Genomic DNA, 14,939 nt, shown 5'->3' with positions numbered 1-14,939 from the left:
CATTAAAACTGTGCTAAAAATTGATTAAAATGGATCACGATACTTCTTCTTCATATCAATCCTATGATTTATAAAAGCAGATAATCTGCACAAGCACGAAATAAAAGAAACATTGTATTCTTTGCAATACAATTCAGCATGCCGAACTATAGGATCATCATCTTCATCAAGATGAACAAATAAGAAAGATTCTGCAAAATCACAGATTTCAATCACATAGAACGGGTGGTTAATTGCTTTATTATTCTCTTCCATCCATTCTCTGGGCTCTTCCTGAAATTCATTAATTTCAAGAATATTATGTTCCAGCACATAACAGTATTTCCCAGCCAGCAACAAAAGCTCCCGTAATACTTTAGGAAAAGGATTCCCATTATTATAGAGCATCTCATGGTTTTGAATTTCGGAAAAAGATATGGGTTGTATTCTGCCTTCATATTCCTTATTCCCTGGGTAAGCTGCCGGATTGTCTTTTAAATAAGTTAAAATTTCAATTTCCATAGTGTTTAACTTTTAAAATATTCAGTATTATTGAATAGATGAATAGGCTGGTAAGCTACTTTTCAAATTCCCAGTTTACATTTTTTTTCTTTAATCTTAGTCCGACAGTTCCAAACCTTACCTGGTCCTTGGGAAGATCAATCTGAATGTAGGCTCTTTCTCTGCTTTTGTCGAACAAAACTCTGTGGAATGTATAATGTCCTACATAATTCTCATTCTTGACTGCTTTCGTTACTTTTTTTAGATTTTCAGGATATTCTACCTTGCTAAAATCGATCGGAACAGCCTTGTCTGATCTATTTTCAATCTCATTAAAGACATAAGTCTGACGAAGAGCATCCCAGTTATCTTTTGAAATATTCACAGGAACAAGTGTGTCGGACATGGTGAAAGTATATTTCTCATTTTTTCTATAGCTGTCTATAATCGATATAGCCTCAAGGCCGCTTACTTTATATTTGGTTGCCGTATCCGATATTGCTTTTGGATCTAATTCTTTAAAGACATATTTACTTATCGCTAAGTTTAAGATCTTGTATTCATCCTTATCCAATGAATGACAGGAAAAAAATACTAATAAAAACAAATAAAGCCATCAATTTATTTATTCTACTTTCTTTTGAAATTCTCATCTTATTTTTTATAGTTTTCATTTAGTATGAAAGATTTATTTTATCTAAAAATTGGGAACAAGGGGTTCTGCATGGGTATAATAGTATATTTCTTCTTCAGAAAGACCCATTTCCTGAAAGAAATTCCCAGCTGCACGAAAGAATTGGGTAGCAGTATAGGCAAAATCATTACTGAAAAGAAAATCACTTACGTGCACAGCATCTAATTCCCCATCTTCACCAAATCTGAAAAAAATTTCAGAATCTTCATCAAATACTGCTCCTGGTTCTCCCCATGGAATAGATTGATTTCCGAATTTATAGATTTTAAGCCCGCTTTTTACCTGATGAGTAACGCTATCATAAGTTATAATAGCGAGTTCAATTCCTTCAGTATCTGAAACAGTTTTTGAATATTTTGCATCTTGCTGTAAACCAGAGTAAGATTTACAATCCCAAACCGTATAGCCATTGATGATCTGTTTATTATCCTTTAGAGTCCAATTCAGATTTTGCCCCAATGCTATCAACACCTCTGTAACATGCTCTTCAGATGATAAATAATAAACTCCGCCCCAAAGCTGATGTTCTCTATAGGATTCCTCTTTCTTTAAAGCATTGCTGATCCATATATGTTTTGTATAGTTTCCTACCTCCAATGCTTCTTCTTCAGTAAGAAACTCTTCATCATAGGCAGTGGTAAAAAAAATCATTTTTGCGCTCATTTCATTAGTTTTTTATTCGTTGTAGTTTAAGGCTCATTATTCAGGAAGCTCAATTCATTTAAGGGGGCTCTCTATCCTAAAAGTTTTTTTAAAAATAGACGAACTCTCAATCCGCCAGATGGAGTTGTCTTCAGGAAATTCCTCCATTCTGTTACAATTTCTTTAAAATCCTGCAATGGAATACTGATCACATATCCTTTTACATCATCATAAAAATCCACCTCATTCTTGTGCATGATAATATCTACTGTAACAGAATCACTTTCTATCTCCTGACCCGGATTATTCAACGCATCATTAATATCCGGTAATAACGAGTCCGTGATCTGTTCCGCAGAATTCCAACTGTTTAAAAAAGCAGTTAAATATGGATTATTTGTACTTACAATTTTAGTGATCCAGTTCCAATCGTGCACTTTATCTTCAAAGGCAAGCTTATATTGATCTGCTATATTCTGATCCATTATGTTTACTAGTCTTTAATGGTTATTTAAAAAATTTCGCCATGCCAATACAATAGTCTTAAAATTTTGTAAGGGTACTTCCATATCAACATTTCCAGTATTCATGTTGATGAACTTTACACCATCTAATGTCACCTCAATACGTTCTCTTAATGCTACTGTAAGGTCATTATCGACAGAAAATGGATTTCCATTCAGATAATGATCAATTAAAGGTAATACTTCCTCATCTATATCATCCACAGCATTAAAAAATAAAAATAGTTCTTCCATTTCATCTCCTCCTAAAAAATAAGGTGTTTTGCCAAATTGTGTAGAAACATAAAAATTGATATTGTAAAAATCTAAAACTTCTTTTGTTGTCATCATGATAAATCTTTTCAGTTTTAAATACGATCTGTCTCCGGTAAAAAAGGGACTGCCGAGTGAAAATAAGGATGCTGATCCCACGGAAATGCTCCTATACGAGCGTCCATAATAATCAATTCCTCCTTATCCATTGGCCAGCCGCCATCCAATCCCCAGGTATCTTGCTTATCATAGGCATAAGTCATTTCGTTTTGAGAATTATATTTTATACTCAAAAGAAGAATATCGTCACTATCATAATACCATTTTGTAGCTTCTTCCATTTGATTAGTCGAGATATCTGTTGAGCAATTAAAAATCTCTCTGCTTTTTGAGTCAAGTACCTGCTTTCCTCTAAATTTAAGATTCCCTTTCTCTCCAATATCCTCCGAATTCCATAAAGTATAACCAAATGCATCAGATTCCTGAGTATAGAACACCCATCTGTGACCACCTTCTATGCATAATTCCTGTATCTTTTCCTGAAGATTCTCTGTGGCATCCAGATAATATTCTCCCATAAAATAATCAGGGCTGATATGATCTGTTTTTTTAATTCTTCCTTCTACGAAATAGCTGATATAAAGCTCCTCCAATTGATCAGCCTCCTGTTCTGTAATTTCTTCGAAGAATTTGTTATAATATTTTTTATAGTTCATGAGTGTCTTTTATTTCTTGTTCGTACCAGTTTAATCAAAATAAGTCCAGTTCAGCTCCATCTGATAATCTTTATGTTCCCAAGTTCTTTCCAGCATCTGAATAAGGGGATCTATTACGCAAATCAATTCTGCAGCAGGAAAAGGTTTTTTATCAAGAATATATTTTAAAGCAAGGTCACGAGTCGGAATATTCATTAATTCTTCCACAGAGATGAGGCTTCCTTTATTTTGTAATGTTTCTTTTACACTATTCAACAACCGTATAATAATTTGTTCATCAGCCAGTGAATCGATCTCATCAAATAATCTCACAGACATATGGCCTCGGGTATAGTCATCAATATCCCATCTTAGCATCATCAGTAAATCTGACTTATCAGAAATAGGATGTTCATTTTTTTCAATCTCTTCAACGATGTAATGCAGCACCAGCTGCATCATCGATTCGGATATCCAAAATCCTTTATCTTTTTCGTATTCTACCAATGTCTTCCCCATGGTCTAAAGATTTATTTTTCTCATTGCAGCAACTCTGAGTTTTGTATTAATGACCATCTTCTATTTCAGGAAATAGGGGGAAGGCGTAATTATAGTAACTTTCAGGAAATTCTCCGGAAAATCTTCCTCCCTCACATTCCTCAATAATATATACTTTACCAGATAAATCATAATAATATATATATGCAACATCCCCGAAAGCATCATATTTCGTTTTAACAACACTATTTTTTTTTACTTCTCCGGTGTCTGAATCATAAGAGCCAAAGCAAATACACTGTTCCGTAATATGATGTACTATACTAAATGCATTAAGACCACTCACACGATCATTATAAGTAATAATCTCTTCTCTCAGGTAATTCCCCTGTATTTCCTTTCTATGAATAATATCAACAAGTATTGGCGGCGGATATAGATCTAAAATATTAGCAATGGTTTCTGTTTCCTGGTAATAGCTGACCTCAACAACTTCATTTTCCTGATATCCTTCTACGATCTTTGTTCGTCCATTGATCTTGATTTTTTTCACATATTCATTGGAAGCCAACGCCTCTTCTTCTGTGACAGGTTCAAAATATTCGTTTTCGTAACTTATTATTGTGCTCATTTAGATTAATATTATTTCAGGAAATAGGGGTAACACATTATTATAATATGATTCAGAGTATTCATTATATCCTCTTTCACCACTTACCTCTTCAATACGATCTATTTTGCCTGAACTATTATAATAGTAATGATATGCAATATTCAAAAAATGGTCGTATTGTATTTTCATGACACTTTTTAGTATTATATTACCCGTCTGCAAATTATAATCCCCAAAACAAATAGTTTTTCCCGTGAAGGTATTGTCTATATTAAATGAATGCAGTTTTAATCCTTCATTTCTGTGATGACCAAAAATTTCTTCCCTTAAATAATTACCCTGAACGTCTTTCCTCTTTACTATATCAATCCCTTTGAGTTCCGGATACTGATTGAATATTTCATCAATAGTTTCGTCTTCCTGATAAAATAAAACATTATGCAATTCTCCATTGAAAAACTCTTCCTTAGTTTTTATTATAGAATTGATTTTAATAATTCTGGTAAAAACTTGAGTCTTTTGAGTTTCTTCCTCCGTAAGGAACTGACCATGTTCATTTTCATAACTTATGGTTCTCATCTCTATTTTTTACACTTACTGTAATCAGAAATAATCCTGATCAGATTTTCCTCCTTCTTAAGATCAAGACTTTCATTTTTCAGCTGATCGGCAACAGACTTACAGTCTTTAAGATAGTCTGCCAACTTTTCTGAAAGTTTATCGTTTGATCTGTTATCAAGCATCTGCCCTTTGGGCTGAAGGTCTGTTTTGATGACATATTTTTGCAATTCCACAGGATCCTGAAGCAGCATGATTTTATTTTCTTTAGCAATAAGCCTGTAGAAATAAAAATTATTGCCGTGCATGCTTCCATAGTTCTGCAATTTTTTCATGAACTCTCCTTTTACATCCAATCCATAATAACATTCTTCATTTCCATTTGGAGAAACACAGAAATGCACACCGGAATCTGCATCATAGATCTTAGTCGCCATACTGTTCATTCCCGGTAATTGTTTTTTGATGGTAACACGCTGTCCAAAAAAGTCTGCTCCGTCTTCAGGAAGCTTTTGCCCCGTTCTTTCAGTATCCAGCATTTCAAACCAGATGGTGATTCTTCCCTCTGTTTTCTTTCCTGATTTTTCTACCAGGTATCCTGGAACATCATATAAATTGATGCTTCGATTGATGGCATCAGCCACCTTTGCATCCTGCAGTTCCTGATTTTTATAATAAGCCTGGTGTTCCAGTGTATACCCCTGAATAAAAAGATTCGCGATAAACTCATTCACAAAAGCGTAATCCGATTGAGCATAGGGTCTCGTAGCTGTAAAAGTAAACTCGTTCTTATCAAAAGTTCTTACAGCATATGTCTTGATGCCCTGGGTCTGGTACATGGAGGCTACTTTAATCCCATCCAGATCACTTACTTCAAGGCATGGCCCGACATTGCTGAAACCAACACAATTATATCCTTTGGCATAGCCTATTATTTTAGCGGGGTAGGAACCATTATTGATCAAAATCTCCCCTCCTGATCCTAATCTTGGGTTATAAAGACTTCTGATATTTTCCAGTCTACTTTTTCTTGCGTTATCTTCAATAATGCTGTTAGCTTTTGCAGCCAGATATTTATCACCCAGATTTTCTCTTGGGGTAGAAAAGAATTTTTCCAGTTCTGCTTTATCAAAACCATTTTCATTGAAAAGATGGTATTTTGCGGCCAATTGATGAGCTACAATTTTATCCACCTTAAATGAGGTAACGAGTACTTCATAAGGAATCTGAGTCGTTTTTCCATCTGCAGACTTCATATCCAGATAATACAGAAACTGTTCTTTGGCTAGGGTAACTCCTTTTAAGTCGGCATCAAAAACCTTTTCGTTAGCCAGATTATAGAACTCAAAATGATCTCTGTAAGGCGATTTCAGGATTCCTACCTCCTTTTCATTGAATAGAATTTTATCTTTTTTCAGTTGTATTTTTTGTGAAAACACTATACCCGAAAGCATTAAAGTAAGAAATAAGTATATTTTCATAGTCTCGAGTTTAAACAATTAGTTTTAGACATGGAAAATACGAAAAAAAAAGAGAGAGAGGCAGAGGTTGGAAGCTGGAAGAATGAAGCTGGAGGTTACTGTTGCACGGTGAACTCTTATTTGTTGTTTGATGGGATTATTGGATTGTGTATTTTTTCACGCAAAAGTTTATTTTTGTGATGTTTTATTTGGAGAGAGCAAAGGTATCAACTTTGCTACTAATGAAGCTTTATAGATATGAAGTTTGTTTAGAAAGATGAGATTCCTCCTTCGTCGGAATGACAAAGTGCAAAAATAAAAAGACTGAATCATATATTCTGACATCAAGAACTTCCCTCTTCCAGCATCAAGCTTCCTGTCTTCTTAATTCTTCAGCCAGTTCAGACATTCTGTAATCTGCATTTTACTGATAAACACCTCAGCACTCACTTCCGGTTCAGGAGATAGCTTTAGTTCTATTTTCTGGCTTGAATGTTTAATAATTTCCGTAATCGCGTCTTTATTGATGATAAACTTACGGTTCACTTTAAAGAAAACCTGCGGATTCAGCTTCTGAATAATATCCTTTATAGTATCATCAAAAATATAGGTTTGATTATCCATAGTAGTAAGGAAAAGGTATTTTCCGGAAGCAAAGAAATAGGCCGTATTCTGCTCGTCTACAGATTTCAGTTTATTACCTTCTCTTACCATAAAACGTTTCATCATCTCTGCATTTTCTCCCTGACGTAAGGTAGAAATAGATTTCAATAAAGGTTCCGGATCAAAATTATTTCTGATGGAAACAAATTTCTGTAATGCCTGATGTAGATCTTCTTCTTCAAAAGGTTTCAGTACATAATCTATCGTAAAATGCTTGAAAACCCGCATCGCATATTCATCGAATGCCGTGATAAAGATGATGGGGGTAAAAAGCTCTACCTGCTCAAAGATTTCCAAACTCATCCCGTCGCCAAGATGAATATCCATAAAAATAAGATCGGCAGCATTATTTTCAAAGAATTCTATTGCCTTTTTTTTGGAACGAAGAACTACTATTTCCGTCACAGGAATAATGTTTTGTTTATCCAAAAGATCTTTCAGATAATTAACAGCCAGCAGCTCATCTTCTATAATGGCAATTTTCATAAATACAAAAGTACAAAAAAACCGCTAGAACGGTTAAATTCCAGCGGTTTCAAGGGGTGTTAATATGAAGTGTTGTTATAAATTAGGATTATTCTTTCTTGCACTTTGCGGATATGCTATCGTATATCTCGGATCATTTTGTTCAAGAATATATTCTTTTCCACCAACTGTATGAATGATCTTCTTCTGGTTAGCCCTTCTTAGATCAAACCATCTGTGCCCTTCCACTGCAAATTCTCTAAACCTTTCATCCAGAATAAAATTCATGAAATCTGTAGTACTCATTAGAGCAACTTCATTTTGAACAGATGCATATCCTTCTGGAGTATATCTGTTTTTTAAAACTTTCAATAAAGTTTCTTTAGCTTCATCAAGTCTGTTCAATTTCACTAATGCTTCAGATTTGATAAAATACATTTCTGCTGTTCTAAAGGTTACTCTAAAGTCAGAATCTCCTTTTTTAATCACATTATAACGATCAGGAGCTTTTTCAAAATAAAGTCCGAATCTCTTATCTGTTGTTTTGTTATATGCTGAAATAAGCTCTGGAGCAGCAAAAGATAAATTATTCTTTACAGAACCATTGAATGCATTATCCAAAGCCAGAATTGATTCTACAGAAGCATAATGATGAGGAGCTACATTGGTTGTATTTAAATTAATCAAACCATCTTTGATGGCAAGCGCCTGCTGTGAATAATCCAAGGCTTTATTCCAATCTCCCTGATACAGTGCAATTCTTGCCTGTAAAGCTTTTAAAGAAATTTTGGAAAATCTGTAATTATTTCCTGTTGGCTGCTGTTGTTCCTGCATCAATCCTTCTGATTTTGCAATATCAGAATGTACCTGATCATACACTTGTTGCACGGTAGAAGGCTTCAATACTGCTTCCACATCAATTTCTAAACTAATTGGCACTCCCTTGTCGGTAGATGCCGTAGCAGCATTATATTGCTTACCATATAAATTAACCAGATCAAAATATGAATAGGCACGCAATGCATATGCTTCGGCTAATATTTGTTGTTTCTCAGGAGAGTCCGCCATTGTATTCCTCCCTTCATTGATGATCTGATTCAAGTAAAAAATCACTGAATAAAATCTTACCCAAGGGTATTCCCCAGTGTTAGAATCATAACCGGTATCTTTCCACATGGCAAGTTCACGATTATAAGCAAAGCCACTGGCATTTTCATCCAAACTAAGTTCATCTGTACGTAACGCCAATAAAGATCTGTGTTCCGGATATTTTGAATAAGCAGAGGTAAGTACCTTTCTGTAATCTTCTACATTTACAGGAACTACTTTACCTTCTGGTTGTATATCTAAAAATCTATCACATCCTATGCTGGTAAAACTAAGAGCTGCCAACGCGATAAATGTTGTTATTTTTCTCATTTTTTTCAAGTTTTAAAAAGAAACATTAAATCCAAGTGTAACTGAACGGGTAATAGGCTGTGCATAGATATTTCCATAAGTTTCCGGATCGAAATATCCTTTGTATCCATTACTGAATACAAACAGGTTACGTCCTTCTACACTTAGTCTAAGACTGCTGATTCCCATAGGGGCTGTAAATTGCTTAGGAAGTGTATAGCCTAAACGGATACTGCTGATTCTTACATAGCTGATCTCCTTAGCCCAGATATCTAACAAATTGTAAATATTATAGTTGTTATCTGTAAGCCATTTATTTCCCATCCATCCGGGATTGCTATCCATTTCAGGACTTGTAATTCCCGGAAGTGAAGTTCCTGCCTCATAGATATCTCTTGTATAATTTCTTCCCCTATCCAGCTCCATTCCTTTATATGATGGTGTTTTCATAACCGTCTGTTTAAAGTTGAATGTTGCAGAGATCGTTAGGTCGAAATCATGTACTTTAAAGGTATTAATGATACCTCCTGTAAATTTAGGATCTCTATCTCCTACATATGTAAATAGATTTCTCATTTCTTCATTTGATAGCTTTGACTGTGCAAAATAACCAGGAAGGAAATCTACATAAGGATCATACAACCCGAAGAAATCTTCAATTTTTACTTTTTCATTCCCTTTCCAGAACATTGGGTTTCCATTTTCATCTATTCCTGCAGTCTTCAATGCAAAAACAGCATTTACCGGAAGACCTTCTCTGGTAGGAAGACGAGCGTTGTCACGAGGTTGTTCACTCACCACATTGCTTTTGTTATGGGCAAAATTGATTGTGGTTGACCATTTGAAATTATCTTTATTGATATTTCTGGTAGAAATTGCCAATTCAAAACCTTTATTGGTAAGACTTCCCCAGTTTGCCATTGTATATTCGAATCCTGATTCAAGCGGAGTTTCTCTCATACTAATCATATCCGTACCTTTTCTGCTGTAAACATCTGCGGTAAGGTTGATACGGTTTTTGAATAACCCTAAGTCTAGACCAAAATTGATGTTGGTTGTTTTTTCCCAACGAAGTTTATCATTTGGCGGACTGATTACATTAATTACATCTTCTCTCATTCCCGGAAGAATATTAGCATAATTGTATTCACCAATAAAGAATGGTGAAGTATTACGGTCAATATTTCCCTGAAGACCATAAGAAGCTCTCAGCCTAAGATTGGAAACAGGAGTGATATTCTGCATGAAATTCTCCTTCGTTACCAGCCATGATCCGGAAACGGCCCATATTGGTAAATATCTATACTTTTTATTGACCCCAAACAAATTAGTACCATCATATCTCACACTTCCGAAAAAGGTATACTTCTGATCATAGGTATAAGAGGCTGTAGCAAACATCGAAGCATAGGCGTTTTCTACACGAGGCATCTCACGGTAAGTTTCATATTTCTTTTCTGCAGCGTCATTGGAGCTTGGGAAAACAATTGGTGTTCCGGTTCTTGTGGAAGCATTATAACCAAATGCTCTGGTAAGCGTTGTATTATCGTCCGTCTTACGAAGCTCTGTTCCTGCCATCAAATCAATTTCATGTACGGAATTGATTTTAGTACTGTATGTTCCCTGTAACTTCCAGTTATATTGGAAGAAATCATTGTCCCAGTTTTGTTTTATTCCTCCTACAGGCAAATAATAACGGTATTGTCCGTCCTTATAATAACGCGTTCCTTCTCTAAACTTTCTCGTAAAATAAGTATTTTCTGTAGCGTATTTTTCCGTTTTATTGGTATCATATTGAATACCCAACTGAGAAGTAAATTTCAGGCTTTTTGAAACCTTATATTCTAAATCCAGTATCGCTTTCAGAGAGTGATTTTTCAGTGTATAATTGGTATTTTCTCTTTCCTCAAGGAAGTTGAACGGAACATATACATCTTTAAAACCATCTATATCTTTATCATATCTGTAGCTTCCATCAGCATTGTAAGGTGACAGATAAGGATTGGCATTTCTTGAATAATTAACAGGACTTGCCGCAGCATCTGCATCCGTCATAAATGATTCTTTCTCACTCTGAGTACCGAAAACAGAGATCCCAGCCGTTAATTTATCACTTAACTTATAATTGTTTTTTAAAGTCAGGTTATAACGTTTGAATCCTGTACCAATAGTTGTTCCCTGTTCATCAAAATATCCTAAAGAGAAATAGTAATCTGCATTTTCCCCTCCTCCGGAAACACTTACCCCATATTGTCTATTGATTGCATTTCTGTACAACAGTTTTCCCCAATCTGTACTGTTGTTTCTTAATGCATTAATTTGATTACGTGTGGTTGGAGTTAAAGCATCAAGACCACCATTCCTAAAGTCATTAAGCTGGCTGTTTTGAGTTAAAATTCTCATCACTTCTCCTCTATCTGAACGATAAGTAAGATCTGAACGCTTGGCAAGCATTAATTCAAGATCTACTTTCTCTGATGCGTTCATTAGGTTTAATTTATCAAAATCAGGACGGGCTGTTACGAAAGTATCAGCAGAGAAATTTATTCTCATGCTTCCCTTCTTTCCTTTTTTTGTGGTGATGGAAATCACCCCGTTTGCCGCTCTTGCTCCATAGATTGCCGTTGCTGCAGCATCTTTCAGAATGGTAATATCTTCAATATCATTCGGGTTCAATCCTGCAATAGAAAAGTTCTGAAGCTGATCGATATTATCCTTATCGCTGAAGTTAGGAACATCATTTCCTTCCAATGGAAGACCGTCAATTACCCATAGCGGATCCTGCGGACCAGACAAAGAAGCTGTTCCACGGATTCTGATTTTCGCCGGCCCACCCGGAGATCCTGTTTCCGGAGTAACTACTACCCCGGCAATCTGTCCGGATAGCATCTGGTCTACGCTCGCAACACCAGCCTGGCTGATATTATCCATTTTTACCGTAGCAACCGCTGAAGTCTGTTTACGTTTCTCAATCTTCTGATATCCTGTAATGATAACTTCCTGAATTTTATTTTTATCTGAAACTTCAGGCACCAATCTTACAGTATAATTGGTTTTATCTTCATTGATCAGAATAATACGGGATTCATACCCCGGAAAGCTTACCAGGATAGATTTCGTATCTACCGGAATTTCCAGTATAAATTTTCCGTCTTTATCGGCTACTGTACCTACTGATACACTTTCGATAATTCCGGTAAGATCCGTTTTTGTAGAAACTGACTGGGTTTCTATTTTTATAGATGCTCCTGCAATTACGCTGGAAGTATTACCGTCTTCTATCTTTCCTGTAATGGTCTTTTTTTCCTGAGCCAACGCAACCTGGGCCGCTAAAAGAGGTAAAAGGATTAGAGTTTTTTTCATTGCTGTTTATTTGTTTAAAGCCTCTTCAATACGAATGATTAAGTCTGTGTAATGCGCTCTTGAAGCGTCATCACCTCTGTATCTGGTTCCATTCAGAAAGTTCAGAACCTTTTGTAATTCTGCTCTCTTGTATGTTGTTACTTCAGATACTCTCTTCATGGATGAATAATTGATGTTTCTAAGGTTTTTACCTTCTTCATGATAGTTGCAGATCATTGGCATATGTAATGTCTGATCTGTCTTTAATGTTTTTACGGCTGTTTTTTCGAATAATTTGTTCACCGAAACAATCAATGCATCCACGTAGTTCTTCTGTGCCATTTTCTCAAGCACCGTAAGGCTTCCTTTCTTGTTAAAAATGGCTGTTCTTACCTGTTCAAACAGGTTTTCAACAGTATAAATTTCCTCTTTGGATCCTGAAACCTCATGCTTTAACTCGTTCTCAAGGAGTCTAAGCAATCGGTCATCCATAAACAGGGAATAGATATTGGCATACTGCATTCCTCTTGCCAGGGTATATGGTGTTTGTTCAAATGGCCCCATTGGTGAGTTTTTCACCGAATATGTTTTCTCTGTAATGGGGTTAAAGAATAACCATTTCGGAAGGTTGATTGAATTTTTAACCAAATAATCAACCGCTCTTCTCTGGGTTTCAGCAGGAACTGCTTCATAGGCTTTTTTCTTGTTTCCAAAAACCGTATTATTCAAATAAATCCCACCTACATTCGCCATTACATGTCCTGTATACAGATCCCATTGCCCAATAACACCCATGTATAATTTACCTGCATCCGTATAATCTTTACCGTCTTCATAAGTCCATTTTAAAAGATTATTGGCTACAACCTTCAGGTTTTTCATTCCGTATTCACTGGCTTTCATGGCATCATCTCCCAAATCTTCTGACTGCGAACGCGGATCTATGGTTTCCAGGTAGCTCTGCTGTTCACCGTAGAAATACAATGGATCATCTTCATGCTTATCAATCAGGTTTTTTAATGCTCTTTTCTCAACGAATTCATCCGGATACCAACGGTACCCCCATTCAATAGCATATTTATCATAGATTCCGATTTTTGGAGTAATGGCTGTAACACCGTCTTCCGGCTGTGCCACGTAGTTGTAACGTGCATAATCCATAATGGAAGGTGCAGTACCACCCATTTTATCCGTAAATTCTTTGGAACGGAGCGATTCTACAGGGAATGCAAAAGAAGATCCCATATTGTGCTTCAGTCCAAAAGTATGCCCCACTTCGTGAGATGATACAAAACGGATGGCTTCACCCATATATTCATCACTGAATTTATTGGCTCTTGCCTTTGGATCTATTGGTCCTATCTGAATTCTCATCCATTCCTGAAGAGAAGTCATTACATTATGCCACCAGATGATATCTGCCTCAATGATCTCACCACTTCTCGGATCTATTACAGAGGGTCCCATCGCATTAGACTTAGGGGAAGCAGCATAAGTAATCACAGAATATCTTACATCATCAATATCAAAATCTTCATCTTTTTCATCCGGCATCTTAGCAATCACCGCATTTTTGAACCCTGCCTGTTCAAAAGCAACCTGCCAGTCATGAACTCCTGCTATGATCTTCTCACGCCACTGTTTAGGTGTTGCAGGATCTATATAATAAACAATCTGTTTTTTAGGTTCTACCAGTTCACCTCTCAGATATTTTTCCTTGTCTTCATCTTTAGGCTCCAGATTCCAACGAGTGATGAAAAATTTCTCATCCATTTTCTGCTGCTGGTCATTAAAAGACCAATGCTTTTCACTGAAAAATCCTACTCTTGCATCAGCAACCCTTGGTTTCATAGGAACTTTAGGAAGCAATACCAGATTGCTTGTTACTCCAAGTGTTACCGGAAGGTCAACACCTCCTTCATTCACTGAAGTGCTCAGCTGAGATTTCACCACAAGGTTTTCCGGGAATGTTTTTACTCCTTCAATAAAGGAAAGACTTGATTTCACTGATCCACCAAGACCTACATTAGCCAACACATCATTAAAACTTTTCTGATTTCCGTCAAAAACCTTATTCACTTTAATGGCTACCGAAGTAGAATCATTGTTCTGAGCTTCAATATCAAAAACCTCGATTACAGATCCTGAAAAGTTATCTTTAACAGATTTTGTAATGGCATCATTTTTAGGAGAAGACACTTTCGCTTCAGATGTTCTTACCCATACCTTTTTAGCAACTGTGTCTCTGTGAAAAGAAATAATCTTATTTTCATAGTTCATTCCTTTGTTCAGACCCGCCTCATTTACCTGCAATGGTACCTGAGACAACTTGTTCACTACCAAAAACTGGCGTCCCATCAAACTGTCAGGGATTTCAAAATAAAGATCTGTTTTTACCTGAATGGTATTGAAAAGTCCTTTTTTATAAGTTCCTTTCTTAATCAGCTCGTCAATTTTTTTCGCCTTCTTTGATGATGAAACATCTGCTTTTTCGGTTTTGTCCTTGGTTGTTTTTACAGTATCTTTTTTCTGTGCGAGGACGGCCGGCGATGCCATGGCTAATCCAAGATACAGTGCAAGCCTGTAATTCTTCATTAAAATAGTCCGATTCATTCCAAATAGTAAATATCTTAGTTTCAGCTGGCAAAGCTATAG

14 protein-coding genes are annotated in these 14,939 nt (G+C 36.0%); all 14 read right to left on the bottom strand.

What is annotated here, in order from left to right; translation table 11 throughout:
- Positions 1–24: 24 nt before the first annotated feature.
- Positions 25–501, bottom strand: coding sequence for a hypothetical protein (locus J2772_RS07705; protein WP_209915336.1), 477 nt, complete (start codon positions 499–501; stop codon positions 25–27).
- A 55-nt stretch (positions 502–556) separates the two neighbouring features.
- Positions 557–1,087 (bottom strand): hypothetical protein, encoded by a 531-nt coding sequence (locus J2772_RS07700; protein WP_209915334.1) that lies wholly within the window; start codon positions 1,085–1,087, stop codon positions 557–559.
- 90 nt (positions 1,088–1,177) lie between these two features.
- The gene (locus J2772_RS07695; protein WP_209915332.1) at positions 1,178–1,837 is read right to left on the bottom strand and encodes a hypothetical protein; all 660 of its coding nucleotides are present in this window, start codon (positions 1,835–1,837) and stop codon (positions 1,178–1,180) included.
- 71 nt (positions 1,838–1,908) lie between these two features.
- A complete protein-coding gene (locus tag J2772_RS07690; RefSeq protein ID WP_209915331.1) occupies positions 1,909–2,301 on the bottom strand; it encodes a hypothetical protein in 393 nt (130 codons plus the stop codon).
- Between the two features lie 15 nt (positions 2,302–2,316).
- Positions 2,317–2,670, bottom strand: a complete 354-nt coding sequence (locus J2772_RS07685) for a hypothetical protein (protein ID WP_209915329.1) — start codon at positions 2,668–2,670, stop codon at positions 2,317–2,319.
- Positions 2,671–2,687: 17 nt separating this feature from the next.
- Positions 2,688–3,308: a hypothetical protein gene (locus J2772_RS07680; protein WP_209915327.1), complete on the bottom strand. Its 621-nt coding sequence runs from the start codon at positions 3,306–3,308 to the stop codon at positions 2,688–2,690.
- Positions 3,309–3,338: 30 nt separating this feature from the next.
- The gene (locus tag J2772_RS07675; protein WP_209915325.1) at positions 3,339–3,806 is read right to left on the bottom strand and encodes a hypothetical protein; all 468 of its coding nucleotides are present in this window, start codon (positions 3,804–3,806) and stop codon (positions 3,339–3,341) included.
- Positions 3,807–3,852: 46 nt separating this feature from the next.
- Positions 3,853–4,416, bottom strand: coding sequence for a hypothetical protein (locus J2772_RS07670; protein WP_209915323.1), 564 nt, complete (start codon positions 4,414–4,416; stop codon positions 3,853–3,855).
- Positions 4,417–4,977 carry a hypothetical protein gene (locus J2772_RS07665; RefSeq protein WP_209915321.1) on the bottom strand — a complete coding sequence of 187 codons (561 nt, stop codon included), beginning with the start codon at positions 4,975–4,977 and terminating at the stop codon, positions 4,417–4,419.
- 2 nt (positions 4,978–4,979) lie between these two features.
- The gene (locus J2772_RS07660; RefSeq protein ID WP_209915319.1) at positions 4,980–6,437 is read right to left on the bottom strand and encodes a hypothetical protein; all 1,458 of its coding nucleotides are present in this window, start codon (positions 6,435–6,437) and stop codon (positions 4,980–4,982) included.
- A gap of 363 nt (positions 6,438–6,800) precedes the next feature.
- The gene (locus J2772_RS07655) at positions 6,801–7,565 is read right to left on the bottom strand and encodes a LytR/AlgR family response regulator transcription factor (protein WP_209915316.1); all 765 of its coding nucleotides are present in this window, start codon (positions 7,563–7,565) and stop codon (positions 6,801–6,803) included.
- Positions 7,566–7,640: 75 nt separating this feature from the next.
- On the bottom strand, positions 7,641–8,963 hold the full coding sequence (locus tag J2772_RS07650; RefSeq protein WP_209915315.1) for a RagB/SusD family nutrient uptake outer membrane protein: 1,323 nt from the start codon (positions 8,961–8,963) through the stop codon (positions 7,641–7,643).
- A 12-nt stretch (positions 8,964–8,975) separates the two neighbouring features.
- Positions 8,976–12,305 carry a SusC/RagA family TonB-linked outer membrane protein gene (locus J2772_RS07645; RefSeq protein ID WP_209915313.1) on the bottom strand — a complete coding sequence of 1,110 codons (3,330 nt, stop codon included), beginning with the start codon at positions 12,303–12,305 and terminating at the stop codon, positions 8,976–8,978.
- Positions 12,306–12,311: 6 nt separating this feature from the next.
- Positions 12,312–14,897, bottom strand: coding sequence for a zinc-dependent metalloprotease (locus J2772_RS07640; protein WP_209915310.1), 2,586 nt, complete (start codon positions 14,895–14,897; stop codon positions 12,312–12,314).
- Positions 14,898–14,939: the final 42 nt, after the last annotated feature.

The sequence above is a fragment of the Chryseobacterium jejuense genome (assembly GCF_017877355.1).
Taxonomy (GTDB): Bacteria; Bacteroidota; Bacteroidia; order Flavobacteriales; family Weeksellaceae; genus Chryseobacterium; species Chryseobacterium jejuense_A.
The sequence above is the reverse complement of the archived record's forward strand: the minus strand, read 5'-3'. Positions and strand labels throughout refer to the sequence as shown.

Excerpts from the sequence above, each read along its gene's own strand:
- J2772_RS07640 (WP_209915310.1), bottom strand. The coding sequence starts at position 14,897 with ATGAATCGGACTATTTTAATGAAGAATTACAGGCTTGCACTGTATCTT.
- J2772_RS07690 (WP_209915331.1), bottom strand. The coding sequence starts at position 2,301 with ATGGATCAGAATATAGCAGATCAATATAAGCTTGCCTTTGAAGATAAA.
- J2772_RS07675 (WP_209915325.1), bottom strand. The coding sequence starts at position 3,806 with ATGGGGAAGACATTGGTAGAATACGAAAAAGATAAAGGATTTTGGATA.
- J2772_RS07705 (WP_209915336.1), bottom strand. The coding sequence starts at position 501 with ATGGAAATTGAAATTTTAACTTATTTAAAAGACAATCCGGCAGCTTAC.
- J2772_RS07655 (WP_209915316.1), bottom strand. The coding sequence starts at position 7,565 with ATGAAAATTGCCATTATAGAAGATGAGCTGCTGGCTGTTAATTATCTG.
- J2772_RS07670 (WP_209915323.1), bottom strand. The coding sequence starts at position 4,416 with ATGAGCACAATAATAAGTTACGAAAACGAATATTTTGAACCTGTCACA.
- J2772_RS07695 (WP_209915332.1), bottom strand. The coding sequence starts at position 1,837 with ATGAGCGCAAAAATGATTTTTTTTACCACTGCCTATGATGAAGAGTTT.
- J2772_RS07665 (WP_209915321.1), bottom strand. The coding sequence starts at position 4,977 with ATGAGAACCATAAGTTATGAAAATGAACATGGTCAGTTCCTTACGGAG.
- J2772_RS07660 (WP_209915319.1), bottom strand. The coding sequence starts at position 6,437 with ATGAAAATATACTTATTTCTTACTTTAATGCTTTCGGGTATAGTGTTT.
- J2772_RS07680 (WP_209915327.1), bottom strand. The coding sequence starts at position 3,308 with ATGAACTATAAAAAATATTATAACAAATTCTTCGAAGAAATTACAGAA.
- J2772_RS07685 (WP_209915329.1), bottom strand. The coding sequence starts at position 2,670 with ATGATGACAACAAAAGAAGTTTTAGATTTTTACAATATCAATTTTTAT.
- J2772_RS07650 (WP_209915315.1), bottom strand. The coding sequence starts at position 8,963 with ATGAGAAAAATAACAACATTTATCGCGTTGGCAGCTCTTAGTTTTACC.
- J2772_RS07645 (WP_209915313.1), bottom strand. The coding sequence starts at position 12,305 with ATGAAAAAAACTCTAATCCTTTTACCTCTTTTAGCGGCCCAGGTTGCG.